The following is a 25,044-nucleotide window of genomic DNA, read 5'->3' on the forward strand; positions in this document are numbered from 1 at the left end:
TGATGCTTGTGGCCGCAAGCCATGCGCGGATGGGCGCAATGGCTTGGCCTGCCTCACTATCGTTCAGAAGCGCTGCTATCCCCAATAGAGGTTTGCACCAAGGAGTAAATTATTTCTCGTGGGACTGTAGATAGTGCAGCAGTCCGGCGGTGGACGGATCCAGCTTCTCGCTGTCACCCGCTGCCAGCAAGGGCTCCAGCTCCTTGGCGAGCACCTTGCCAAGTTCCACGCCCCATTGGTCGAAGCTGTCGATACCCCAGATGGCGCCGCTGGTGAATACGCGGTGTTCGTAGAGGGCAATCAAAGCGCCGAAGGACGCGGGATCAAGCCGGTCCAGCACAAGGAAGGTGCTCGGGCGATTGCCGGTGAAATAGCTGTGCCCGCTGCTACCGGGGCGGCCCACCATCAACGCCTGCGCCTGCGCAAGCGCGTTGGCCAACAGGCGCGGATGGTGATCGGGCAGGTCGTGACCACCCTCGCGCAGCGCGATGAACTCGACAGGCACGATGTCCGGGCCCTGATGGATCATCTGGAAAAAGGCATGCTGGCCATTGGTGCCCGGCTCTCCCCAGATCACGGGCGATGTGGCATATGGCAAGACCTCGCCCTGTGCATCAACGCCTTTGCCGTTGCTCTCCATCTCGAGTTGCTGCAGATACGCTGGCAGGCGGCGCAGGCCGTGGCTGTAGGGCGCGATGCTGCGGCTGGTGAATCGGTGGAAATTGCGGTACCAGACGTCGAGCAGGCCGAGACGCACAGGCAGATTGGTCTCCAGCGGCTCCGTGCGGAAATGCTCGTCCATGAGATGCGCGCCATGCAACATCTCGCGAAAGTTCTGCTCGCCGATGGCGATGGCGATCGGCAGACCGATGGCCGACCACATCGAGTAGCGGCCGCCGACCCAGTCCCAGAAACCGAGCGTGGTGTCGATGCCAAACTCCGAGGCCGCCTTCAGATTGGTCGTGAGCGCGATGAAATGCTTGTTGAGCGACAGCTTCGCACCGCACTCCGCCGAGCCACCATTCGCCAGAAACCAGCGGCGTGCGGCATGCGCGTTGAGCATGGTCTCGGCTGTCGTGAAGGTTTTGGAGGCGATCAAGAATAGCGTGCTCTCGGGCCGGATCTTGCGCAGCACGCTGCCGAGCTCCATGCCGTCCACGTTCGAGATGAAATGCAGTTTCTTGCCCGGATGCGCAAAGTCTTCGAGCGCCTTCACCGCCATCGCGGGACCGAGGTCGGAGCCGCCGATGCCGATATTGACGATGTCGGTGATCGCACCGTCGGCGCGCACGCGCTCGGCGATCTGGAGCATCGCAGCGAGCGTGTCATGCACTTCAGCGAGGCTCGCAGCGATCCCCTCGTTGGCGACCTGCGCGTTCGCGGGACTGCGCAGCAGCCAGTGCATGACCGCGCGGTTTTCCGTGTTGTTGATAGCCTCGCCCGCAAACATCGCGTCGCGATACGCCTCAAGCCCCGATTCGCGCGCGAGCTGGGTGAGCAGTTCGCGTGTTTCCAAATCGATCAGATTCTTCGACAGATCGGCAAACACCAGCGGGGCCTGCTGGCTGAAGCGTGCAAATCGTTCACTGTCGTCCGCAAAGGCGCCGCGCACATTGAAGCCGTGCCCGGTCTTTTCATAGTGAGCCCCGAGCAACTGCCACGCGGCAGTGCGGTCGCAGCGCGTCCTCGGATCGATCATGCAGCAGCCAACATCATCTGCTCAAGCTTGGCAGCATCGGCCGCGAAAGCGCGGATGCCTTCGGCGAGCTTTTCGGTCGCCATGGCGTCGGCGTTGAGCGCGTAGCGGAAACCCGCCTCGTCGTAGCTCACGACGGGCAGATCGAGCTGACGAGCGGCGTCCGGGTCGAGGGCACGGGTGATCGGCTCGTTGCTCTCGGCCAGCTTGGCGAGCAGATCGGGCGCAATGGTCAGCAGGTCCGAGCCCGCCAGCGCGATGATCTGGCCCACGTTGCGAAAGCTCGCACCCATCACCTCGGTCTGGATGCCGAAGTGCTTGTAGTGGTTGTAGATCGCGCGCACGGATTGCACGCCGGGGTCGTTGGCACCAGCCATCTCGGCCTCGTTCCAGTGGGCACCGGCCTGCTTCTTGTACCAGTCGTAGATACGGCCCACGAACGGCGAGATCAGCTGCACCTTGGCCTGACCGCAGGCCACGGCCTGCGCAAACGAGAACAACAGCGTGAGGTTGGTGTGGATGCCGCGCTCCTCAAGCTGTTTGGCGGCCTGAATGCCTTCCCAGGTCGATGCGATCTTGATCAGCACGCGGTCGATGTGCACGCCTTCGGCCTGATACAGCTCGACGATGCGCTCGGCGCGGGCTACGGTGGCCTCCGTATCGAACGACAGGCGGGCGTCCACCTCGGTCGAGACGCGACCGGGGATGATCGACAGAATTTCGCAGCCGAAGCGCACGATCAGACGATCCATCAGTTCTTCGATACTGCGGCCCTTGAAGCGGGTGACACATTCCTGCATCAGCGGCGCATATTCAGGCTTCTGTACGGCCTTGAGAATCAGCGACGGATTGGTCGTCGCATCTTGCGGCTGAAAGGCGCTGAGTTGGTGGAAATCCCCGGTGTCGGCGACAACGGTGGTGAATTGCTTGAGTGCTTCGAGTTGGTTCATGGAAATTCTCCTCATCCAATGGCCTCGGATCATCCTCTGTCGGTCCGCCGATGAGGTTTGGCAACCCATGAGTGTATTCGCAGTGATGGAATGGGTTGATCGGGTATTGTCCAACCTTGAAACTCGGTAACATCGGAACTGAGCTCTCAAGTTACAACTTCACAAGTTTTTTTGCGCCATGAGTTTTGATCTTGTTTTGTTTGGCGGCACCGGCGACCTGGCTTGGCGCAAGTTGCTGCCAGCGCTGTTTCAGGCCTGGCGGCATGGTTCGCTGCCACCGGGCGGGCGCATTCTGGGCGTCGCACGCGACGACTTGAGCGACGATGCCTACCGCGCGCTGATCGCCAGCCGCCTTGATGCGGTCGAATCCGACAAGCGCCCCAAGAGCGAAGAATTCGAAAAATTCGCGCAGTTGCTGCAGTACCTCCGGATGGATCTGTCGCAGCCCGCCGATTACGAACGCCTTGCGCAGACCCTGCACGCGCGCAGCGCCGACACGGTGGTGCTGTATCTGGCCACCGCACCCAATCTGTTCACCACCACCTGCGAGCAACTGGGCGCGGCGGGCCTGAACACGCCGAACACCCGCGTCGTGCTCGAAAAGCCGCTGGGGCACGACCTCGCCTCCAACCGCTCGATCAACGCGGCGGTGCGCAAGGTGTTCGACGAAAAGCAGATCTTCCGTATCGATCACTACCTCGGCAAGCCTTCGGTGCAGAACCTGCTGGCCATGCGCTTCGGCAACGCGCTGTTCGAGCCCCTGTGGCGCCGCGAAACGGTGGCCAGCGTCGAGATCACCATGGCCGAGAAGATCGGCGTGGAAAAGCGCGGCTCGTTCTACGAAGGCACGGGCGCGCTGCGCGACATGGTGCAGAACCATGCGCTGCAACTGCTGTGCGCCATTGCCATGGAGCCGCCGATCAACGCGCACGCCGACGCGATCCGCGACGAAAAGCTCAAAGTGCTGCGCTCACTCGCTCCATGGAGCCCCGCGACGCTCGCGCGTGACGTGGTGCGTGGCCAGTACACTGCAGGCAGCCTGAGCGGCGACCGCGTACCCGGCTATCTGAACGAGCCCGGCGTCGCGCCCGACAGCCGCACCGAGACCTTCGTCGCGTTGCGCACCGAGATCGCCAACTGGCGCTGGGCGGGCGTGCCGTTCTACATCCGCACCGGTAAAAGGCTCGCGGCGCACGAGGCGCACATCGTCCTCAACTTCCGCCCGGCCCCTCACCCGATCTACCGCACGCCGCTGGGCATGGTGAACCGCCTCGTGATCCATCTGCAGCCGCGCGATGGCCTCGCGCTGCATCTATTCTCTGCAGGCAACGACAAGCGCGGCGCACGCATCGATGCGCAATCGCTTGCGCCGGTGCAGCTCGACCTCGACTTCGACAAGCGTTTCGGCAGCGAGCGCGTGGGTGCCTACGAACGCCTGCTGCTCGACGTGATCGCCGGACGGCTGAATCTCTTCGTGCGCGCCGATGAACAGGAGGCTGCATGGCGTTGGGTCGAACCCATCATGCAGGCCTGGAAAGACTCCGACGAAAGCCCCCGGCCCTATGCCGCAGGCACCTGGGGACCGAGCGCTGCCAGCGCCCTGGTCGCCCGCGATGGCAACACCTGGATGGAAGAATGCTAGACCGAATCACCGCGTCCCTTCCCTCACTCGCGCCCGCCGAACAACGCGTGGCGCAACTCGTGCTGGACGATCCGCGCGCGTTCTCCCATCTGCCGGTGCGCGAACTCGCAGCGCGCTCCAACGTGAGCAAGCCGACCGTCGTGCGCTTCTGTCGCAGCATGGGCTATGACGGCCTCGCCGACTTCAAGCTCAAGCTCGCGGGCAGCGTGAGCGAGGGCGTGCCCTTCATCCACCGCAGCGTGGACGCGGACGACAAGACCGGCGATGTGCTCGTCAAGGTCGTGGACAACGCGGTCGCCGCCTTCCTGCAATACCGCAACGCCGCGAGCACCGCAGCGCTGGAGCGTGCGGCCAAGGCCATCGCATCGACCTGGCAAACCGGCAAGCGCATCGAGTTCTACGGCGCGGGCAACTCCGGCATCGTCGCGCAGGACGGGCAGCACAAGTTCTTTCGCCTCGGCATCACCAGCATCAGCACCAGCGACGGCCACATGCAGGTGATGAGCGCCACCATGCTCGGCAAGGGCGACTGCGCGGTCATCATCAGCAACTCGGGCCGCACACGCGACTTGATGGACGCGGCCGACATCGCGCGCAAGAATGGTGCAACAACGATCGCCATCACCGCCAGCGGCTCACCGCTCGCGCACACCTGCGAAATCCACCTCGCCGCCGATCACCCCGAAGGCTACGACCGCTACAGCCCCATGGTCTCGCGGCTGCTGCACCTGCTGATCATCGACGTGCTGGCCACCGCCGTGGCGCTGCAGATCGGAGAGCCGCTGCAGCCGGTGCTGCAGCAGATGAAGAACAATCTGCGGGCCAAACGATATACCTGAGCCCGCCGCGCTGGCTGCCCTCGCTTAGGGTCCGCCAGTTTCGTGCGCTGCAGGAAGCTTATTTCTTCGCGCCCACAAAGCTCTTGGTGCTGTAGAGCGCGTGCGGAATGCGCGTGAGCACCGGCAAGTTGGTCGCGGCATCCTTCGTCTGCTTGACGATGTAGCCGAAGAACACGTCGGAATCCAGCACGCCAATGTCCAGACGCCGCGCAGCGGGAACGGCCGCGAGTGTCTTGTAGCCGTCACCGCCTGTCGCATTGAAGCTCAGCACGAAGAGCTTGTAGGTTTTGGCGTCATCCATTGGCTGCCACAGGCCGTTGCTGCGGTCACGCACCTCGAAGCCGCTCGCGCGCTGGCCAAACGGGGCCGAGGCGTTCACGTCGAATCGCAGGCCACCGGTGTACGGATACGGCCCAGTGGAGCCGCCCGCACCGTAGACCGCCTCCAGCCCGTCTTCGATCATCGCCTTGGCTTCTTTGCCGGTGATGTCGAGGCGGAACAGCATGTTGCCGAACGGCAGCACCTGAATCACCTGATCCGCCGTGACCACTCCATTGAGGGGAATGCGCACGCCGCCACCGCTCTGCAGCGAGATGTCCGCACCGCCGAAGTGCGCGTTGGCCTCCTGCAGATAGGCCTCGGCAACCAGTTGCTGAATGTCGCCGCCGCGCACATCGACACTGGCCTCGGTGTTGCAAGCCACGCTGGAGCGGCTGTAGTCCGCCGAGCCTGGACCGCCCGGCACGCGGCGCGAGCACAACTCCACCGGCACGGTCGCCGACTGGGTCAGCTTGAACTTGGCAATCTTGTCCTTGTAGGGCTGGAGCACCTTGGTCGACGCATCGGACGGCGTGGTCACGCGCAGAAAGCCACTGGCCTTCACGCTCGCGTCAATGGCCTTGCGCTGGGCGTCGGTCGGTGCCTTGCCGCCCACGGTGTAGTTGTCGCCGATGAGCACATGCGGCGTTCCGCTGCACTGGGCGACGTCGCCATTCTCGTCGAACGAGATCTTGAGTTCACCGACGATCTGCGAATACTCCCACGCCTGGACCACACAGACCTTCTTGCCGTCCTTGTCCGTCGCCATCGTGGGATAGCTGCCTGCGGGTGAGCCCACGCCCGCAGTCTTCATGGCGGCAGGACCCACCAAAGTATGCGAATCTCCACCCACCACGACGTCCACACCGCTGAGCTTCTTTGCCACCTCGAGGTCGTACTGGTAGCCGATGTGACTCATCACGATGATCTTGTTGACGCCCAGCTTGCGCAGCGCATCGATCTCGCGCTGGGCCGCCGTGGCCTCGTCCTCGAACTGAGTATCCGGATCGGGGCTTGATGACGCCTTGGTCTTCTGCGCGATGGTCAGCCCCACGATGCCGATCTTCTGCCCGTCGCGCTCGAGCACCGTGGACGGCAGCACCGCACCTGATGCCTTCGACGCGTGCAGCGCGGACGAAACGCCGAACTTCACGTTGGCGCTCAACGCCGGGGTCTTGCAGCTGCCCTTGCGCAACAGATCGAGGAAATTCTTGAGCCCGGTGTCGCCCTTGTCGAACTCGTGATTGCCGAGGGTGAACGCATCAAAGCACACGGTGTTCATGAGCGCCGCATCGGCCTCGCCGTCCGCCCCCGCGCGATTGAAATACAGGGTGCCCGTGAGCGCATCACCCGCGTGCAGCTTGAGCACGTTCTTCGAGGATTTGGAAAGCGCCTCGATGGCCGATGTCACCCGCGGAAAGCCGCCCGCATCCACCGCAACGGCCTCGGCTTTACCCGCGCCCGCATCAAGCTGCAGCGTCTTGCTGCGCGACTCCAGATTGGAGTGATGATCATTGATGTGCAACACGGTCAGCTCCAGAGGCTTACTCTTGGACTCCGATTCACCTCCACCACCGCAACCCATCAGGCCCGTGATTGCCGCCAGCGCCAGTGCGGACTTCATCCATTGCGACTTCATCATCTCTCCCACAAAGTTTGGAAAGACTGGATGGTCAAAATTCCAGATGACAAGGCCGTGAATGCGTGATCAATTCCTCACGGTTTGCGCGGCATTGGCTGGTGACGAGCACGCAGAAAGATAGCCATCACGCGGTCACAAGTAACGCCGGGATGCGTCCTTCCTCGACAGCGTGGCACGCCACGCGCGACGCGCCATCACCCAGCAGCTGCGGGCGCTCGCTGCGGCAGCGGTCGTTGGCGTGCGGGCAGCGCGGATTGAACGCACAACCTGCCGGCGGATTCAGCGGATTGGGCACCTCACCGCGCACCGGCGTGCGCGCACGGCCGGTGTCGTGCATCTTGGGAATCGCGTCGAGCAGCATGCGCGTGTAGGGATGACGCGGGCTCGAGAAAAGCTCCTGCTTGTCCGCGATCTCCACAAGGCGGCCCAGATACATCACGCCAACCTGATCGCTCACGTGCCGCACGACGGCAAGGTTGTGACTGATGAAAAGGTAGGTGAGATGCTGCTTGCGCTGCAGGTCCTTCATGATGTTGAGCACCTGCGCCTGCACCGATACGTCGAGCGCCGATGTCGGCTCATCGCAGACGAGAAACTCGGGCTCGGTCGCCAACGCGCGCGCAATCGAGATGCGCTGACGCTGCCCACCCGAGAACTGGTGCGGGTACTTGTTCATGCAGTCGAAGGTGAGCCCCACGGACACAAGCAGCTCGCCCACGCGCTGGGTCAGCGCATCCTTGTCGCTGATGAGGCCATGTTCGATCAGCGGCTCGGCCACAATGTCGCGCACCAACCAGCGCGGATTCAGGCTCGCATACGGGTCCTGAAAGATCATCTGGATGCGGCGGCGCATGCTGCGCATGTCGCTTCCGGCAAAGGCCGCATGGGCATCTTTTCCGTCGAACTCAAAGGTGCCGCGCGTAGGCTCGTACAAACCCACGAGCAGGCGCGCCACGGTACTCTTGCCGCAGCCGGATTCGCCGACCAGCGCCAACGTCTTGCCCTTCTGGATCTCGAAGCTCACGCCGTCCACCGCATGCAACAGCGCACGCGGCTTACGCTCCAACACCCGGTTGAGCCACGGGGGCGAGACGTCGAAGGTTTTGGCCAGATCCTGCGCGCGCACCAACGGCGGTGTCGATGTCGGGTTGTGATGGCTATTGCTCATACGGTGGCCCCTGTCATGGTCGCGCTTGTCACAGCCGCACGTTCGCAGAGCCAACAGGCGGCCTGCGTCGCACCTGCGGACATCAGCTCTGGGCGCTCGCTGCGGCATCGGTCGAAGACCTGCGTGCAGCGTGGGTTGAAAGCACAACCCTTGGGAATAGCGTTCAGGCGCGGCATCGCCCCGTCGATCTGGTTGAGCCGCTCGCGATCGTCCTCCATGTCCGGGATCGAGGCCATGAGTCCCGCCGTGTAGGGGTGCTTGGGGTGGTTGATGACCTCATGCACTGGACCGATCTCCGCGACGCGGCCGGCGTACATCACGGCCACGCGGTCGCAGGTTTCGGCGATCACGCCCATATCGTGCGTGATCAACATGACGGCCGCGCCGCGCGAGCGGCAGATGTTCTTGAGCAGCGTGATGATCTGCGCCTGAATCGACACGTCAAGCGCCGTGGTGGGCTCGTCGGCGACGATCAGTTCGGGCTCGGCCGCGAGCGCGAGCGCGATCACCACGCGCTGGCGCATGCCGCCCGAAAACTGGTGTGGATAGTGATCGATGCGCTGCTCGGCCGCCGGAATGCCGGTGTCCTTGAGCAGCGAGATCGCCCGCTCACGCGCCTGCGCGGCGTTCAGCAGAAGGTGCGTGGTGATGGTCTCGATGAGCTGACGGCCCACAGTGTAGAGCGGGTTGAGCGAGGTGAGCGGGTCCTGAAAGATCGCCCCGATGCGGCGGCCCCGGATGTGCCGCATCTGCTCGGCGGGGAGGTTGTCGATGCGCTGGCCGTTCAGCAAAATCTGTCCCGAAGCGATATGCCCCGGTGGCTCCAGCAGACCGATGATCGACGCGCCGGTGAGCGACTTGCCCGCGCCGGATTCACCCACCACACCGAGGATTTCTCCGGGGGCGATGGAGAACGAGACGTTGTCGAGCGCGCGCAGCGTGCCCTTGCGATTGGGGAATTCGACGACGAGATTTTGGACATCAAGCAATGACATGGCTCTCACCTCAACGCAGACGGGGGTTGAGGGCGTCACGCAGCCAGTCGCCCAGCAGGTTGACCGACAGCGCGATCAGCACCAGCATGATGCCGGGGAACACGGTGATCCACCATTCGCCGGAAAACAGGTAGTCGTTGCCGATGCGGATCAGCGTGCCGAGCGATGGCGAGGTGGGCGGTGCCCCGACGCCGAGAAACGACAGCGTGGCCTCGGTGATGATCGCCGTCGCGACCTGAATGGTCGCGAGAACCATCACCGGCCCGAGCACGTTGGGCAACACATGACGGCGCATGATGCGAAACGGCGGCACGCCGGTCACGCGAGCGGCCTGCACATATTCTTTGCCGTACTCGACCATGGTGCTCGCGCGCACCGTGCGCGCATACTGCACCCAGCCGTTGCTGCCCGCGAATGCAATCGCCAGCACCAGCACGGCAAACGCGACGCCCTCTGCCGCGTTCGGAAAGACGGCGCGCGCGACACCAGCAATCAGCAACGCCACCAAAATCGCGGGAAACGAAGACACCACATCGCAGGCACGCATCAGCAAGGCGTCGATCCAGCCGCCCTTGGCACCAGAGATCAACCCCAGCGTCACGCCGATCACGATGGACAGCGCCACCGACACCACGCCGACGATCAGCGAGATGCGTGCGCCGTAGATCAGCGCCGAAAGAATGTCGCGCCCCTGATCATCCGTGCCGAGCGGGTATTTGCTGGTGCCCTGCTCCAGCCATGCGGGCGGCAGGCGCGCGTCCGACAGCTCGAGCGTGGTCAGATCGAACGGGTTGTGCGGCGCGACCCACGCGGCAAACACTGAACAGAAGATACAGACAAAGGCAATCGCCGCCGCCAGCATGGCAACTGGCGAGGATCGGAAGCTGTGTGCGACATCACTGTCCCACCAGCGGGCAAGGGTTTGTTTCATCGACATCTGCTCTGCACCTTCTGCTTGTATTGCTTGCCCATTGCGTTCCGCTTGTCTTTGATGCCCATGATTCACTCCGCCACGGCCAACGGCATGCCCTGCTCGATGAGGCCCGCGTGCAGCGCAGCGCCCAGTGGCAGGATGTCGTCGTTGAAGTCGTAGCGGCTGTTGTGCAACGTGCTGTTGCCCGCCCCCATGCCCTGACCGATGCGCAGGTAGGCACCTGGCTTGTTCTGCAGCATGAACGAGAAGTCCTCGGCGCCCATGCTGGGCTCGAGATCGCGCACCACGTTCTCCATGCCCACGAAGGATGCAGCCACATCGCCCGCGAAGCGCGCTTCGCTCTCGGTGTTGATCGTGGCGGGATAGATGCGCTCGTAGCGCACGTTCACGCTGGCGCCGAAACCCATGGCGATGCCGTTGCAGACCTCCTGGATGCGCCGCTCCACCATCTCCTGCACGGCGGGGTCGAACGAGCGCACGGTGCCCACCAGCGTCGCGCTGCCGGGCAGCACGCTGAAGGCACCAAGATCACCCGCCTGCACCGCGCACAGACTCACCACGGCGCTGTCCAGCGGCCGCACATTGCGAGCGACGATGCCCTGCACCGCCGTGATGATGTGGCCCGCGACCAGCACCACGTCGACAGTCTGATAGGGATGCGCGCCGTGGCCGCCCCGGCCCGTGATCTCGATGGTGATGCGATCGGCCGCCGCCATCATCGGGCCATCGTTGAGCCCCACGGTGCCCGGCTTCATCTGCGGCCAGTTGTGCATGGCGAAGACCGACTGGATCGGAAAGCGCTCGAACAGCCCATCCTCGATCATCACCCGCGCCCCGCCGAGGCCTTCCTCGGCTGGTTGAAAGATCAGCGCTGCGGTGCCATCAAACTGCCGTGTCGCGGCCAGATAGCGCGCCGCCCCCAGCAGCATGGTGACGTGACCGTCATGCCCGCAGCCGTGCATCAACCCCGGTTTGCAGGACTTCCAGGTGAACTCGTTGTTCTCCAACATCGGCAGCGCATCCATGTCGGCACGCAGGGCGATCATGCTGCCGCTCGCGCGCGTCTGGCCGTGGATCAGCGCAACCATGCCGGTGCGCCCGATGTGCTCGTGCACCTCGTCCACGCCGCTCTGGCGCAACGCCTCGGCAATGCGTTTGCTCGTGTACTTTTCCTCGAACCCCAGCTCAGGATGCGCATGCAGATCGCGCCGGAACGCGGTCAACTCGGGGTGGAACTTTGTGATGTGCGCGAACGCCCGCCCACCCGCCTTCCATCGTGCCGCCTGCATGTCAGTGCCCTCCCGCCTTGCCGCCAACGGCAAGGCGCGGGTCGACCGCGAAATACAGCATGTCCACCACCAGATTGATGATCACGAAGATCAGCGCGATGAGACAGAGATAGGCCGCCATCACGGGAATATCGGCATACATCACCGCCTGAATGAACAGCAGCCCCATACCAGGCCACTGGAATACCGTCTCGGTGATGATGGCAAACGCGATCAGGCCTCCGAGCTGCAGCCCGGTGATGGTCATCACCGGCACCAGCGTGTTCTTGAGCGCATGACCGAAATAGATCGCCCGGTCCGTCAGCCCGCGTGCGCGTGCGAACTTGATGTAGTCGGTGCGCAGCACCTCGAGCATTTCCGCCCTGACCAGACGCATGATCAGTGTGAGCTGAAAGATCGCCAGCGTGATCGCAGGCAAGGCAATGTGGTGCCAACCCTTCGCGTTGAGCAGGCCCGTACTCCACCAGCCCACTTGCAACACATCGCCACGCCCAAAACTGGGGAACCAGCCCAGCGTGACGGAGAAAACGAGAATCAGCAAAATCCCGATCAGAAACGTCGGCAACGACACACCAAGGAGGGAAATGGTCATGAACACCTGGCTCAGGACGGTGCCTCGCTTGAGCGCCGCGTAGACGCCCATGGGCACGCCCACTACCAGCGCGATCACTGCGGCCACCAACGCCAGCTCCAGCGTCGCCGGAAAGCGCTCGGCAATCAGGCGCGACACCTTGGCGCCTTGACGCAGGCTGAGCCCGAAATCGCCTTGGGCGGCATTCACCAGAAAGTGCCAGAACTGTACGACGAAGGGCTGATCCAGCCCCAAAGAAGCACGCAGTTCCTGGATCTGCTGCGGCGTCGCATCCTGCCCCAGCATGGTGACCACCGGATCGCCAACGTACTGGAACAGCAGAAACGAAATGAACGCGACCGTGACCATCACGATCACGGCTTGAATCAGTCGGCGCAAGATGAAGGCGAGCATGCGGTGTGGGGAAGTCGGTCCTGAATTTTTCTTCAGTGCGCAGTAGCAGGAATCCTGCCAACATGATCGCTCTGTCCAATAGGAGCACTATGCCGCCGCTCACCATGGAACAGCCGCCGGGAAATCCCTGACAGACAAATGCACCAACCACCGTGGCACTGCTCACACGACGACACATACCGGATCCCGGCATGTGATTCCACAACCATTCAAGGGGAATCCGTGCATCCATCGACACACGCACCACACCAAACTTCACTTGGCGAAAGCCCGGCCAACGTCAAGTATCAAGCACCCGTGGCCATGCAATGAAACGCATGGACGAAAAAAAAACCGCCACTCCGAAGAGCAGCGGCTTTCACATCTAACTCAAGCTGGCAGAAGCCAGCCAGAAATTAGAAGGAGTGGCGGATACCAACTTGCAGGCCGGTCTGAGCCTTGCCAGCGCCAGGGCCTTCTGTGTTCAGCTGCTTGCTAGCCAGACCCAGATTTGCGCCGTCCTTGTTCTTCAGGTACGACACATTGCCGTACACGGCAGTGCGCTTGGACAGGTTGTACACGTAGCCCAGGCTCAGCTGATGCGACTTGGCATCGTCAAATGCCTTTTGGTCGTACAGAGCGTACTGGATCTTGACTTCGCCAGCGCCCACTGGAGCCGAAGCGCCCAGCATGTAAGCGTTGACCTTCTGGTTAGGAGCGCCGTCGATCTTGTCCTTGGTCTGTTGAACGATACCGTTCAGCTTCACAACGTTCAGGTTGTACGAAGCGCCCAGGGTGATGGCGTTGCGGTCGCGGTTAGCAGCAACGGTGTCACGGTCGTCGTACGACAGAGCAACGCTCAGAGGACCGTTGTCATATGCAACGTAACCACCGATGTAACGACCAGCGTGGCCGGAAGTTTGCTCGTCAAAACCGTAACCGATAGCGCCGTTGAAGCCGCCGAAGTTAGGTGTGTAGTACGAAACCATGTTGCTGGAACGGATGCCGTTTGCATCGCCAGCTGTACCGTACCAGTTGCTCCAGCCCATGAATTGGCCGATACCGGTTTGGTTGAACAGATCGTAGGAGCTGGTCTTCGTGTAGCCAGGAGTCAGGTCACGACCCAGGCGCACTTCACCGAAACCGCCAGACAGGCTGACAGTCGAACGACGCTTGAAGTTGAAGCCAGCGGAATTGCCGTCATCACCGAACAGTTCGCCTTCCAGCCAGAAGCCAGCCTTCAGACCGCCACCCAGATCTTCCACGCCGCGGAAGCCGATGCGGCTTGTGTAGTTGCCGCTGGTGTACATGCCGTACTTGCTGTCGCCAGCTGCGTTGGCCTTGTTCACATAGCCGATACCAGTGTCGACGATACCGAACAGGGTCACGGAAGATTGAGCCATCGCAGCGCCGGAGGAAGCCAGCACAGCCAGGGCAATCAGTGATTTTTTCATTGCGAGTTACTCCAAGGTTAAACAGAGGGCCCTGGATCAAGGGGACTAGAGGCACATACTTCTGTGCAGCCCGCCGGTTCCCCCGGGCCAACCTCCTGGTGGGGAAGTTAGTCCTATTGCAACAGACGCCGCGATGTTTCGCAAAGGAATTCCCTCACAAAGGGCTGAAAAGCCAGAATTCCGTTGCGGTGCTGCAACACCTTCAGCACCAAGTTAAAGCACCCAAATGGTGCCACGTCAACCCGGTAATACGGCTATTTTTGTAAACAACCTGCAGTTGAATCGATTCTGCCGACAATGTCACCCAATGGACCACATTCTCACCGCTGCAGACGCCGCGCTTCGCACCCTTTTTACCTCCCCAAGGGCAAGTGAGCCCTCGCCCGCAGGCAGTTTCGAGGAGCCCCGGCTGAACGACGAGGAGCGCCGGCTCTCCGGTGCGTTGATGCGTGTGAACCACGTTGGTGAGGTCTGCGCGCAGGCGCTGTACCTCTCCCAAGCGGCGGTCACCCGGGATCCGCAGTTGCGCGCAAGCTTGCTGGAGTCGGCCCGGGAAGAGCTGGACCATCTGGCCTGGACTCGCGAGCGTCTCGATGCCCTTGGAAGCCGCCCCAGTCTGCTGAACCCACTGTGGTTTGCGGGCGCCTTCGCCATCGGCCTCGGCGCGGCGAAGGTCAGCGACCGGATCAGCCTCGGATTTGTAGTGGAAACCGAACGCCAGGTATCCGAGCATTTGCAGGGCCACCTCGGCAGCCTGCCCCAAGCAGATACTTCTTCAAGGCAGGTAGTTGCCCGAATGCAACAGGACGAGGAGCGCCATGCCGCCCAAGCGCTTGCCGCGGGGGCGCAGGAACTGCCCGCTCCTGCCCGGCTGCTCATGAAGGTAGCCGCCAAGGTCATGACGACCACGGCCCACTATATATAGAGCCTCAGACCAACGCCTTAGGGAACGGGAATTTCAGCCCTCGACGATTTCGAATCCGGTGGTGATCTCTGCCGTCTTGCCCAACATGATGCTGGCAGAGCAGTATTTCTCGTGACTCATCGCAATTGCGCGCTCCACCGCTGCGGACGGGATGCCCTTGCCGGTCACGGTGAATTGCATGTGGATCTTGGTGAACACCTTGGGGTCGGTGTCCGCACGCTCCGACGTGAGTTTGACGCTGCAACCACGCACATCATGTCGGCCACGCTTGAGGATCAACACCACGTCATAAGCCGTGCAGCCGCCGGTGCCGGCCAACACCGTCTCCATGGGGCGCGGCGCAAAATTCTGGCCTCCGTTCTGCGGATTGGCCGAATCGGGCGCGCCGTCCATGGTCAGAACATGGCCGCTACCGGTCTCCGCCACAAAGCCCATCCCGGAGCGGGTTCCCGAGTTGCCGGTCCAGCTGACTGTGCATTCCATCATCATTCCTCTCAAAACTGACTCATCAACGCAACACCATGTCGCGTGACGAAGAATTCATGCTGATTTTGCTGCATCGCAGCAAGATTTGGGAGTAGAATTCAACTCATGCGCCAAACAACGCTGACAACAGTTTGATTTGTTTGGTGCGCCGATTGTCTCCTCCATCTCCTCAAAGGATGGATTTGGCCCCGGGCTTCACAGCTTGGGGCCATTTTTTTGCCTTTTTGAACATCGACTGTCTGCATTACCAGCGCGCAGGCCAGCTTGTTCCTATGATGGCGGCCCAAGCAACTGCCATCGATCAGTGCCACCGGACCGCCAGATGACAAACAAACAACAGACACTCAGCCCCTTCGACTATCTTAAAAAGATCCTGACCGCCCGCGTCTATGACGTCGCCGTCGAGTCCGATCTCCAGATCGCCAAGGCACTCAGCCGACGCCTGCACAACAAGGTGCTGCTCAAGCGCGAAGACCAGCAACCCGTGTTCAGCTTCAAGCTGCGCGGCGCCTACAACAAGATGGCGCAACTCACACCGGAGCAACTGGCCCGAGGCGTCATTTGCGCATCCGCCGGCAACCACGCACAAGGTGTGGCGATGAGCGCATCCAAGCTCGGCACGCGAGCCGTGATTGTGATGCCAACCACGACGCCTCAATTGAAAATCGACGCAGTGAAAACCCTTGGCGGCGAGGTGGTGCTGAGCGGCGAAAGCTACAACGACGCCTATGACCACGCGGCCAAACTGCAGAAGGAAGAAGGCCTGACCTTTGTGCATCCATTCGATGACCCGGACGTGATCGCGGGCCAAGGCACGATCGCCATGGAGGTGCTGCGCCAGCTCCAGTCGCTTGGCAGCAACAAGCTCGACGCGGTGTTCGTCGCCATCGGCGGCGGCGGCCTGATCTCGGGCGTGGCCAACTACATCAAGGCTGTGCGCCCTGACATCAAGGTGATCGGCGTGCAGATGAACGACTCGGACGCGATGATGCAGTCGGTGAAGGCGCACCAGCGTGTGACGCTGCCCGATGTCGGTCTGTTCTCGGACGGCACGGCCGTGAAGCTGGTCGGTGAAGAAACCTTCCGTGTGGCCAGTGGTCTGGTAGATGAGTATGTCGTCGTGGACACCGATGCCGTCTGCGCTGCGATCAAGGATGTCTTCGTGGACACGCGCTCCATCGTCGAGCCTGCGGGCGCCATGTCGGTCGCGGCCATCAAGCAATATGTTGCCAAGAACAAGACCAAGGGCGAGACCTACGCCGCCATTCTGTGCGGAGCGAACATGAACTTCGACCGTCTGCGCTTCGTCGCTGAGCGCGCCGAGGTCGGTGAAGAGCGCGAAGCCCTGTTCGCCGTGACGATTCCCGAAGAGCGCGGCAGCTTCAAGCGCTTCTGCGAAGTGGTCGGCACCCTCCCCGGCGGCAGCCGCAACGTCACTGAGTTCAACTACCGTATCAGCGATGCCAAGCGCGCGCATGTATTCGTGGGCCTCACGACCCATGGCCGCGGCGAATCAGAAAAAATCGCGAAGAACTTCCAGAAGCACGGCTTCGACTCGCTTGATCTGACGCATGACGAACTGGCCAAGGAGCACCTGCGCCACCTCGTCGGCGGCCACTCGTCACTCGCGCAGGATGAACGCCTGATGCGCTTCACCTTCCCCGAGCGTCCGGGCGCGCTGCTCAAGTTCCTGAGCCTGATGCAGCCACACTGGAACATCAGCCTGTTCCACTACCGCAACCAAGGCGCGGACTACGGCCGGATCTTGGTGGGCATGCAAGTACCGCCCGAAGATGCGGCGGAGTTCGATCAGTTCCTCAAAGCACTGGGCTACCCTTTCGTTGAAGAGACGCTCAACCCCGCTTATCGCTTGTTCCTGCAGGCCAACGGCAACTGATCGCACACAACAGTACCTGACGCTGACATGCAAGCGATTCGCCACTACCTGCTGGCCGTGCAGTTCTTCACGCGCATTCCGGTGAGCGGAAGGCTGGCGGACTGGGTTGGCTACAGCCCGGCCATGCTGCGCGCCAGCGCCGCACATTTCCCGGGTGTGGGCTGGCTGGTTGCGATGATCGCCGCCGCGAGCTTCGGCATGATCAGCTGGCTGCTGGGCCCCGCGCAAACCTTCACCCCACTGGTGGCCGCCGTGCTCAGCACAATCATCACCGTGCTCGCCACGGGAGGATTTCACGAGGACGGTCTGGCCGATGTCGCCGACGGTCTGGGCGGTGGCTATCAACGCGAGCGCGTGCTCGAAATCATGAAGGACTCCCGCGTCGGTGCATTCGGAGCCATGGCACTGGTGCTGGCGTTCGCGGCCAAGTTCGCACTGCTCGCGCAACTGGGAAATCAAAACCTGTCCGTCGCGCTCTGGTCGTTGCTCTGCGGCCATGTGGTGTCGCGCTTCTGGCCGCTGATCGCCGTGCGCACGCTGCCGCATGTGGGGGACACCGCCACCTCCAAGAGCAAGCCGCTGGCCGATCAGATCACCATGGGCGCGCTCATCACCGCGCTGCTCTGGTGCGTGATTCCGGTACTGCTGTTCGCGCTGGCGCTCGGTTGGCAGGCCGCCATCGCGGCGGCGGTCTGCAGCGGACTTGGAGCTGTGTGGATGCTCTGGCGCTTCCACAAGCGCCTGCAGGGCTTCACCGGCGATTGCCTCGGCACGATCCAGCAGGTGAGTGAAATTGCCTTCTATCTGGGCGTAGCCATCGCCGCCGGACAGCAGAAAATCTCGCCGATCCTGCCATGGCTGAACCTTTGACCACCCCGCACCTGTGGCTGGTGCGGCATGCACAACCATTGATAGCGCCCGGCGTCTGCTACGGAAGGCTCGACGTCGCCGCCGACACCGACCACACCCGATCCAGTGCATTGCGCCTGCACTCGGCCTTGCCGCCGCACGTCACCCAGATCCAGAGTTCCCCACTTCGCCGATGCCAGCAATTGGCGGATGAACTGCGGTCGCTCCGCGCAAGCTCAACTCCAGTTCAGCTCGACGTGCGACTGCAGGAGATGGATTTCGGAGCTTGGGAAGACTGCCGCTGGGACGCCATCGCACGCGAAGAGATCGACGCTTGGACGAAGAATTTCGCCCACTTGCGCCCCGGCCAAGGTGAGTCGCTGCAGCAGATGCTCGTGCGTGTGGACCAAGCGTTGCAAGCTGCATGCAAACAAGGGAAAGATGCCGCCTGGATCACCCATGCGGGCGTGATCCGCTGCGTGCTCTGGCTTCTGCAGCATGGCCATCGAGAACCGCTGTCCAGCGAATGGACGATGGCAGCACCCGCGTTCGGCGAGTGGTTTCACCTTCCTCTCACGCCTCCTTGATAGCTACTTAATTGAAAGCAATCATTGCCCCTGCGCGGGGTGCAGTTCAGGCGGTGCAATGCCGGGCGTCATGCCCTGCGGCATCATCGGCGACTGAACGGCGGGAGGAACCACCGTGGCAGGCGGTGGCTGATAGGCAGGTGGCGAAACAGGGAGGGCCGATGTGTTCGACGCAACCTTGAGCGGTATCTGCAGAGTCATCGAAGTGGGGCCTTTGAGATCGAATCCCAGCAACGCCTCACGCTTGTTCACCGACTGCAGCACCAAGCCTTCGGCTACCGTGGAGCCAACGCGGAAAGGCTTGGCTGGCTTGCCATCCACCTCGATCAACGCGGCGCCATGGCCGCTGCGTGTGCCGGCCAGCACGCCCACCAGCGTGTAACGCGTGGGCGCGACCGAAGCCACCTTGGCAACCACCTCCGTGCCGCCCAACAGACGCACCAGCGAGGACACATCCACAACCGTTGGCGCGACCGGTAGCGCGGGCGCGCCCTGCCCCAACTGGGAAGCAGAAAGCTTGAGGCCCCAGAAAACCACACAGGCAATCGCCAGAAACCACAAAACAAAGGTTCCGGCGCCCACCTTCCAACGGCTGTATGTGTTTGTCACCATCACGCGATTATGATGGACCCGATAACCACATTCCAAGTCGATTTGACGACATGCTGCAAACTGCCCAAGCTCTCGCCCGTTCCTCCCGCCGCAAAATCGCGCGCGGCTTTACTCTGATCGAATTGATGGTCGTGCTCGTCATCATCGGCGTGCTCGCCGCGTTGATCGTGCCCAACGTGCTGGATCGCGCCGACGACGCCCGCGGCACGGCTGCACGCACCGACATCACCAACCTGATGCAGGCGCTCAAGATGTATCGCCTAGACAACCAGCGCTACCCCACGGCCGAGCAAGGCCTGCAAGCGCTGATCGCCAAGCCCGGCAGCGGCCCGGTGCCGAACAACTGGCGCCCGTATCTGGAGAAGCTGCCCAATGATCCATGGGGCCGTCCTTACCAATACCTCAGCCCCGGCGTGAAGGGCGAGGTGGATGTGATGTCCTTTGGCGCTGACGGTCAATCCGGCGGCGAAGGCAAGAACGCGGATGTGGGCAGTTGGCAGTAAGCCCAGACATTGACCGTGTTCCGTGTCTTCATTTGATTTCAATTCGCAAGCGATTCCTTTCAGCACCATGACGCGCGCACACCGTGGCTTCACGCTGCTGGAGCTGCTGGTGGTGCTGTCCATCGTGGCGCTCGCCACGGTCGGCGTGAGCTTCGCCATTCGCGACAGCGGCGCGACCGATCTGCAGCGCGAGGGCGAACGCCTCGCCGTGCTGCTCGAGACCGCGCGTGCACAATCGCGCGCATCAGGCACGACTGTGCGTTGGCGCACCACCGAGCAGGGATTCGTCTTCGAAGGCCTGCCCACGCTGAAGCTGCCCGGCAACTGGCTGGTCAACGGCTCGCGTACGAGCGGCCCCGCACAGTTATGGCTCGGGCCCGAGCCCATCATCAGCGCCCAGCAGGTCTGGGTCGTGAACGATGCCTATCCAGGACGTGCCGTGCGCGTGGGCACCGACGGCGTGCGCTCCTTCACCGTGGAAGCCATGCAATGAGACAGAGAACATTGCAACGCGGTTTCACGCTGATCGAGGTGCTGGTCGCGCTCGCCATCGTCGCGATTGCGCTCATGGCGGGAACGCAGGCCACCTCAGCACTGATGACCAATGCCACCCGGCAGACCGATGTGATGCTCGGCCACATCTGCGCGCAGAACGAACTCGTGAAAGCCCGCCTGATGCGCGAGCTGCCGGCCTATGGCGATCAGCAGAGTCTGTGCGAGCAGGCCGGTCGGCGCTATCAGGTGGTGACCACGGTGTCGCCGCTGCCCAATCCGCAGTTCCGCCGCGTCGATGCCCAGGTTTTCGACGAGCGCTATCCAGTGATCCGCGTGTCCACCATCGTCGGACGGTATTGAAGAACCGACATGCGCGCCCATCCTTCATTTTCTTCACGCGGCTTCACGCTGATCGAGCTGCTGGTGGGGATCACCATCATGTCGCTGATCGCGCTGTTGAGCTGGCGCGGCATCGATGGCATGGTGCGCTCGCAGCAGATCACACGCGAACGCTCCGACCACCTCGTCGTGATCCAGAACGCGCTCGCGCAGTGGCAGTCCGACCTCGACTCCATCCAGCCTGTGGACAGCACCCAGCCGATCAACTGGGACGGTCAAGTCCTGCGCATCACGCGCCGCACCACGCAGCAGCCCGATCAGGGCGTAGTGGTGGTGGCATGGGCCATGCGCACATCGAACGGTGCGCAACAGTGGCTGCGCTGGCAATCACCACCGGTCAACACGCGCGCCGCTTGGAGCGCCGCTTGGCAAACCGCCGGACAATGGGCACGCACGCCTTCAAGCAGCGAGGCACAGCGCGAGGCCACCCTGTTTCCACTGGCCGACGTGCAGCTCTACTACTACGTCGGCGGTGCCTGGGCCAATGCCCAGTCGAGCGCTGGCGGCTCCTACGCCGAACAGACGCTGGGTGGACTGAGCACTGCGGCGGCATCCGTGCCCGAAGGCATCCGCCTGTCGATCACCCTGCCCGAGGGCGGAGCCATCACCGGCACCATCACGCAGGACTGGGTCAACCCCGTGCTGGGCGGCAACAAGACATGAAGACGAAGATGAGGCACGCCCCATCACCTCACCAACCCAAGCGACGGGTACGTGGTGCAGCGCTGCTCGCGGCCATGCTGACGGTTGCTTTGGTTGCCACCTTCGCCGCATCGGCCATGTGGCAGCAGTGGCGTGCGATCGAGGTCGAGTCGGCCGAGCGATCACGCATTCAATCGGCGTGGATTCTCGTGGGCGCGCTCGACTGGTCGCGGCTGATCCTGCGCGAGGATTCACTGGCGCGCGGCGACAGTACAGACAATCTCACCGAACCCTGGTCCATCCCGCTCGAAGAGGCACGGCTCTCGACCTTCCTTTCTGCACAGCGCAATGTGTCACAGGCCGACGATGCCAGCGCGCAGACCGACAATGCCTTTCTCTCGGGTCGCGTGACCGACCAGCAATCGCGGATGAACCTCACCAATCTGGTGAAGAACAAGGCCATCGACGAAACGGCCAAGACTCAGTTCGAGCGTCTGTTCAGCTATCTGGGACTGCCGCAAAATGAGCTGACACTGATCTCCACCAACATGGTGCGGGCAGCGGCTGCCAACACCAGTGACGCTCAGAATTCGGCCATTGCACTGATGCCCATGACGATCTCCCAGCTAAGCTGGTGGGGCGTCTCGCAGAACACCATCGCCAAGATCGCGCCATATACCACCATCCTGCCGATGAGCACCAAGATCAATGTCAACACGGCGGGTGCCGAAGTCATCTGGGCCAGCGCGGATGGCCTCGACATGTCGGACGCGCAGCGCATCATCCAGGCGCGCTCGTCTCAATATTTCAAATCAGTCAGCGCAGCAGCCAAGGTGCTGAGCAAACCGGAGCTTCTCACGGCGACGCTGTTTGATGTGTCCTCAGAATATTTCGAGGTGCGCGGTCGCATGCGCATTGATCAAACCATCGTCGAGGAACGCTCGCTGGTCCATAAGCAACGCGGCAAGGTCCGCACGCTATGGCGTGAGCGCGGCGGCTTTCTGCGCAACGAATCCGCTGACGCGATGGGCAAATCTTGATCACCGGGTACAAACGATGCCAATCACCGTCACGCGTCACGCCTAAAATGGCGCGCGAACACCAGTCATGAGCACCCTCATTCTTTACCTGCCTCCGGGCACGCCTGGGCCGAACACCGAATTCAGCTACACGCTGACCGCCGACGGCCACATCGCAACTCGCCAAGCCAGCGCCAAAGCCATGCGCCTGCCCGATCCGGGCCGCACGGGCGAAGTCGTCGCCGTCGTGCCCGCACGCGCGCTGTCTTGGCAACGGGTGACCTTGCCTCAGGGCGCAACGACGTCTGCCGCGCGTTTGCGCTCGGTGCTCGAAGGTCTGCTCGAAGAGCAACTTCTGGATGAACCCACGCAGTTGCACTTTGCACTCGCGCCCGATGCGCAGATCGGCGAACCCGCATGGGTCGCAGTGTGTGATCGCATCTGGCTTCGCGAAACGCTGCAGTTGCTCGAATCGGTGGGCCGCAGCGTCGGCCGCATCGTTCCCGAGTTCGCCCCGGGCGCGTCCGACACGCGCGAGGTCTATGCCATCGGAGTGCCCGAAGAGGCACAGCTGGTGCTCACTTCCGCCAGTGCCGATCAGGCCGTGAACGTGCTGCCTTTGAGCGCTGCCACGCTGGCGCTCGGCATGCAGAGCACCGATCCCGACCAGCCCGCACGTGTGCGCGCTGAACCAGCGGTTGCGGGCATGACGGAGAAGCTGCTGAATCGCCCTGTCGAGCTGTCGACGGCAAGCCAGCGCTCGCTTGTCGCGGCACGCGGCAACTGGAATTTGGCCCAACTCGAATTCTCGAGCAGCGGCCGCACGCGTGCGCTGCGCAGCGTGAGCGGCGGCTTCAACGCGTTTCTGCGCGCACCGCAATGGCGTGCCGCGCGCTGGGCGCTCGCCATCGCCGTGGCGGCGCAGATCGTCGGTCTCAACGTGGCCGCCTACAAGGAACGCCAGTCGCTTGCGACCAAGGAGGTCGGGATCCGCAGCACGCTCCAACAGGCCTTTCCCAATGTCAAGGTAGTAGTCGACGCCCCAGTGCAAATGGAGCGCGAAGTTGCCCAACTGCGTCAGACCGCAGGCAGCTTGTCGCATCGGGATTTCGAGCCACTGCTCGCCGCCGCGGGTGCCGTGCTTCCGTCCAGCCAGGTGCCGTCCATGGTGGAGTTCGCCGATTCCGAACTGCATCTCACCGGCGTGAGCCTGACCAATGACGAGCTGTCCAATGTGAACCAGCGCCTGCAGGCCGACGGCTTCGTCGCCCGCGCTCAAGGGTCGCAGCTCTGGGTCCGCGCAGCCGGGGAGCGGCCATGATGAAAAACAAGAATCCCGCGAGCAAGTCCGAAGCGCTCGACGCTTTCAAGGAACGCTGGAAGAGTCTCGCCGCACGCGAGCAGATGCTGGTGCTGATCGCCTCCAGCCTCGTCGGCCTCGCCATCGTGTGGTGGGTGCTGCTGTCGCCCGCGCTCAAAACGCTTCGCCACGCGCCCGCCGAACATGCGCAGCTCGACAGCCAGTTGCAGCACATGCGCAGCCTCCAGCAGGAAGCGCTTGAACTGCAGAAGGCCCCGCGCGTGCAGGGCGACGATGCCACACGCGTGCTCCAGAGCTCGCTTGCACAGGCACTCGGCTCGACGGCGCAGGTCTCCATCGTCGGCGACCGCGCCACGGTTACGCTCAAGGCTGCGCCGGCTGGTGCTCTGGGCCAATGGCTCGCCCATGTGCGCAGCACCGCGCGTGCAATTCCGATTCAGGCCAAGCTCGTTCGCACCAATGGCGCAGGCAAGTCCGGCAGCAACGCGGCAACTACCCTGCCCGCCTTCTGGGAGGGCACGCTGGTGCTGTCCCTGCCGGTTGCGAACTGACGATGCCGATGCAGATGAAAAACAGGCCGCGCTGAATCCATGTCCTCCAGCAAACAACGTATCGCCACCCGTTCCACGCGCAGCGTCACCAAGGCCGTTCGCTCGCCGCGCAGTTGGGCCGTCGTCGGCGGCGTGCTCGGTGCCCTGACCATGTTCGCCCTGCAGGCTCCCGCCACTTGGCTGGCCTCGGGCGTGAACGGCGCAACCAAGGGCATGGTGCAACTGCAGCAGGCTCGCGGCACGCTCTGGAATGGCTCGGCGCAGCTCGTGCTCACCGGTGGTGAGGGCAGCTCCGATCAGGTGGCCCTGCCCGGTCGCCTGAACTGGCAGTTGCGCCCCGCCTTCGTCGGCGCCGATGTCGCGCTGAACGCCGACTGCTGCACTACCACGCCCGTGCGCATGCACGCCGGGCTGCGCTGGAACGGCATGCAGCTCAAGGTGGCCAACAGCCAGAGCCAGTGGCCAAGCGCCGTGCTCAGCGGTCTGGGCACGCCTTGGAACACCATTCAGCCGCAAGGCAGACTCTCGCTTGAGACCACTGGACTGCAGATCGACTGGAACGCCGGACGCATGGCACTGCAGGGCAATCTGCAGCTCGACGCGCTTGACGTATCCTCCAAGCTTTCCACCCTGAGCCCGATGGGCAGTTACCGCGTGAGCGTGCACGGCGGCGACAGCCCGACGCTTGCGCTCTCCACCTTGAGCGGCGCGCTGCTGCTCAACGGATCAGGCCAATGGGTGGGCCAGCGCCTGCGCTTCACGGGCGAGGCCAGGGCCGCGTCCGGTCGCGAGGCCGCGCTGGCCAATCTCTTGAATATCATTGGGCGACGCACCGGCGACCGCTCCATCCTCACCGTGGGTTGAACC

Annotated in this window: 25 protein-coding genes; 14 read left to right on the forward strand and 11 right to left on the reverse strand. The window is 62.8% G+C overall.

Annotated features, from left to right (window positions below; translation table 11 throughout):
• Positions 1 to 109: 109 nt before the first annotated feature.
• Positions 110 to 1,699, reverse strand: coding sequence for a glucose-6-phosphate isomerase (gene pgi / locus G7047_RS18355; protein WP_166308570.1), 1,590 nt, complete (start codon positions 1,697 to 1,699; stop codon positions 110 to 112).
• On the reverse strand, positions 1,696 to 2,646 hold the full coding sequence (gene tal / locus G7047_RS18360) for a transaldolase (protein WP_166308572.1): 951 nt from the start codon (positions 2,644 to 2,646) through the stop codon (positions 1,696 to 1,698). The genes pgi and tal overlap by 4 nt, the downstream gene beginning before the upstream one ends.
• Before the next feature lie 178 nt (positions 2,647 to 2,824).
• Here tal and zwf point away from each other — a divergent pair, with 178 nt between their 5' ends.
• Positions 2,825 to 4,288: a glucose-6-phosphate dehydrogenase gene (zwf, locus tag G7047_RS18365; protein ID WP_166308574.1), complete on the forward strand. Its 1,464-nt coding sequence runs from the start codon at positions 2,825 to 2,827 to the stop codon at positions 4,286 to 4,288.
• Complete coding sequence (locus G7047_RS18370; RefSeq protein WP_166308576.1) at positions 4,282 to 5,127, forward strand: MurR/RpiR family transcriptional regulator; 846 nt, start codon at positions 4,282 to 4,284, stop codon at positions 5,125 to 5,127. The genes zwf and G7047_RS18370 overlap by 7 nt, the downstream gene beginning before the upstream one ends.
• A 58-nt stretch (positions 5,128 to 5,185) precedes the next feature.
• Here G7047_RS18370 and G7047_RS18375 read toward each other — a convergent pair whose 3' ends face one another.
• The 7 genes from G7047_RS18375 to G7047_RS18405 all read right to left on the reverse strand — a co-directional run bounded on the left by G7047_RS18375 (position 5,186) and on the right by G7047_RS18405 (position 13,891).
• Positions 5,186 to 7,087, reverse strand: a complete 1,902-nt coding sequence (locus tag G7047_RS18375) for a bifunctional UDP-sugar hydrolase/5'-nucleotidase (RefSeq protein WP_166308578.1) — start codon at positions 7,085 to 7,087, stop codon at positions 5,186 to 5,188.
• A 124-nt stretch (positions 7,088 to 7,211) separates the two neighbouring features.
• On the reverse strand, positions 7,212 to 8,255 hold the full coding sequence (locus tag G7047_RS18380; protein ID WP_166308580.1) for an ABC transporter ATP-binding protein: 1,044 nt from the start codon (positions 8,253 to 8,255) through the stop codon (positions 7,212 to 7,214).
• Complete coding sequence (locus G7047_RS18385; protein WP_166308582.1) at positions 8,252 to 9,250, reverse strand: ABC transporter ATP-binding protein; 999 nt, start codon at positions 9,248 to 9,250, stop codon at positions 8,252 to 8,254. The genes G7047_RS18380 and G7047_RS18385 overlap by 4 nt, the downstream gene beginning before the upstream one ends.
• A gap of 10 nt (positions 9,251 to 9,260) precedes the next feature.
• Complete coding sequence (locus G7047_RS18390) at positions 9,261 to 10,181, reverse strand: ABC transporter permease (protein WP_166308584.1); 921 nt, start codon at positions 10,179 to 10,181, stop codon at positions 9,261 to 9,263.
• 71 nt (positions 10,182 to 10,252) lie between these two features.
• Positions 10,253 to 11,473 (reverse strand): M20 aminoacylase family protein, encoded by a 1,221-nt coding sequence (locus G7047_RS18395; protein WP_166308586.1) that lies wholly within the window; start codon positions 11,471 to 11,473, stop codon positions 10,253 to 10,255.
• A 1-nt stretch (position 11,474) separates the two neighbouring features.
• Positions 11,475 to 12,458, reverse strand: coding sequence for an ABC transporter permease (locus tag G7047_RS18400; RefSeq protein WP_166308588.1), 984 nt, complete (start codon positions 12,456 to 12,458; stop codon positions 11,475 to 11,477).
• A 395-nt stretch (positions 12,459 to 12,853) separates the two neighbouring features.
• Positions 12,854 to 13,891 (reverse strand): porin, encoded by a 1,038-nt coding sequence (locus G7047_RS18405; protein WP_166308590.1) that lies wholly within the window; start codon positions 13,889 to 13,891, stop codon positions 12,854 to 12,856.
• Positions 13,892 to 14,198: 307 nt separating this feature from the next.
• Between G7047_RS18405 and coq7 the strand changes: the two genes are divergently transcribed.
• Positions 14,199 to 14,816 (forward strand): 2-polyprenyl-3-methyl-6-methoxy-1,4-benzoquinone monooxygenase, encoded by a 618-nt coding sequence (coq7, locus tag G7047_RS18410; RefSeq protein WP_166308592.1) that lies wholly within the window; start codon positions 14,199 to 14,201, stop codon positions 14,814 to 14,816.
• A gap of 33 nt (positions 14,817 to 14,849) precedes the next feature.
• Here coq7 and G7047_RS18415 read toward each other — a convergent pair whose 3' ends face one another.
• Positions 14,850 to 15,299, reverse strand: a complete 450-nt coding sequence (locus G7047_RS18415) for an OsmC family protein (protein ID WP_166308594.1) — start codon at positions 15,297 to 15,299, stop codon at positions 14,850 to 14,852.
• Between the two features lie 325 nt (positions 15,300 to 15,624).
• Here G7047_RS18415 and ilvA point away from each other — a divergent pair, with 325 nt between their 5' ends.
• The 3 genes from ilvA to G7047_RS18430 are packed head-to-tail and all read left to right on the forward strand — an operon-like array spanning position 15,625 to position 18,635.
• Entirely contained in the window at positions 15,625 to 17,199 is a 1,575-nt protein-coding gene (gene ilvA / locus G7047_RS18420; RefSeq protein ID WP_166308596.1) for a threonine ammonia-lyase, biosynthetic, read from the forward strand.
• A gap of 27 nt (positions 17,200 to 17,226) precedes the next feature.
• Positions 17,227 to 18,069, forward strand: a complete 843-nt coding sequence (locus G7047_RS18425) for an adenosylcobinamide-GDP ribazoletransferase (protein WP_166308598.1) — start codon at positions 17,227 to 17,229, stop codon at positions 18,067 to 18,069.
• A complete protein-coding gene (locus tag G7047_RS18430) occupies positions 18,054 to 18,635 on the forward strand; it encodes a histidine phosphatase family protein (protein WP_166308600.1) in 582 nt (193 codons plus the stop codon). The genes G7047_RS18425 and G7047_RS18430 overlap by 16 nt, the downstream gene beginning before the upstream one ends.
• 21 nt (positions 18,636 to 18,656) lie before the next feature.
• Here G7047_RS18430 and G7047_RS18435 read toward each other — a convergent pair whose 3' ends face one another.
• Complete coding sequence (locus G7047_RS18435; RefSeq protein WP_166308603.1) at positions 18,657 to 19,247, reverse strand: type II secretion system protein N; 591 nt, start codon at positions 19,245 to 19,247, stop codon at positions 18,657 to 18,659.
• A gap of 50 nt (positions 19,248 to 19,297) precedes the next feature.
• On the opposite strand from G7047_RS18435, the gene gspG reads away from it, so the two are divergent.
• The 8 genes from gspG to gspN all read left to right on the forward strand — a co-directional run bounded on the left by gspG (position 19,298) and on the right by gspN (position 25,041).
• Entirely contained in the window at positions 19,298 to 19,750 is a 453-nt protein-coding gene (gspG, locus tag G7047_RS18440) for a type II secretion system major pseudopilin GspG (protein WP_166308605.1), read from the forward strand.
• Positions 19,751 to 19,817: 67 nt separating this feature from the next.
• Positions 19,818 to 20,243: a prepilin-type N-terminal cleavage/methylation domain-containing protein gene (locus G7047_RS18445; protein ID WP_166308607.1), complete on the forward strand. Its 426-nt coding sequence runs from the start codon at positions 19,818 to 19,820 to the stop codon at positions 20,241 to 20,243.
• Positions 20,240 to 20,605 (forward strand): type II secretion system minor pseudopilin GspI, encoded by a 366-nt coding sequence (gene gspI, locus G7047_RS18450; RefSeq protein ID WP_166308608.1) that lies wholly within the window; start codon positions 20,240 to 20,242, stop codon positions 20,603 to 20,605. Before G7047_RS18445 ends, gspI begins: the two co-directional genes overlap by 4 nt.
• 9 nt (positions 20,606 to 20,614) lie before the next feature.
• The gene (locus G7047_RS18455; protein ID WP_166308610.1) at positions 20,615 to 21,307 is read left to right on the forward strand and encodes a type II secretion system protein J; all 693 of its coding nucleotides are present in this window, start codon (positions 20,615 to 20,617) and stop codon (positions 21,305 to 21,307) included.
• Positions 21,304 to 22,326: a type II secretion system minor pseudopilin GspK gene (gene gspK, locus G7047_RS18460; protein ID WP_240939171.1), complete on the forward strand. Its 1,023-nt coding sequence runs from the start codon at positions 21,304 to 21,306 to the stop codon at positions 22,324 to 22,326. Before G7047_RS18455 ends, gspK begins: the two co-directional genes overlap by 4 nt.
• A 67-nt stretch (positions 22,327 to 22,393) precedes the next feature.
• On the forward strand, positions 22,394 to 23,626 hold the full coding sequence (gene gspL / locus G7047_RS18465) for a type II secretion system protein GspL (RefSeq protein ID WP_166308612.1): 1,233 nt from the start codon (positions 22,394 to 22,396) through the stop codon (positions 23,624 to 23,626).
• Entirely contained in the window at positions 23,623 to 24,177 is a 555-nt protein-coding gene (gspM, locus tag G7047_RS18470; RefSeq protein ID WP_371813803.1) for a type II secretion system protein GspM, read from the forward strand. The genes gspL and gspM overlap by 4 nt, the downstream gene beginning before the upstream one ends.
• Positions 24,178 to 24,216: 39 nt before the next feature.
• A complete protein-coding gene (gspN, locus tag G7047_RS18475; protein ID WP_166308614.1) occupies positions 24,217 to 25,041 on the forward strand; it encodes a type II secretion system protein N in 825 nt (274 codons plus the stop codon).
• Positions 25,042 to 25,044: the final 3 nt, after the last annotated feature.

The sequence above is a fragment of the Diaphorobacter sp. HDW4A genome, assembly GCF_011305995.1.
Lineage (GTDB): Bacteria > Pseudomonadota > Gammaproteobacteria > Burkholderiales > Burkholderiaceae_C > Diaphorobacter_A.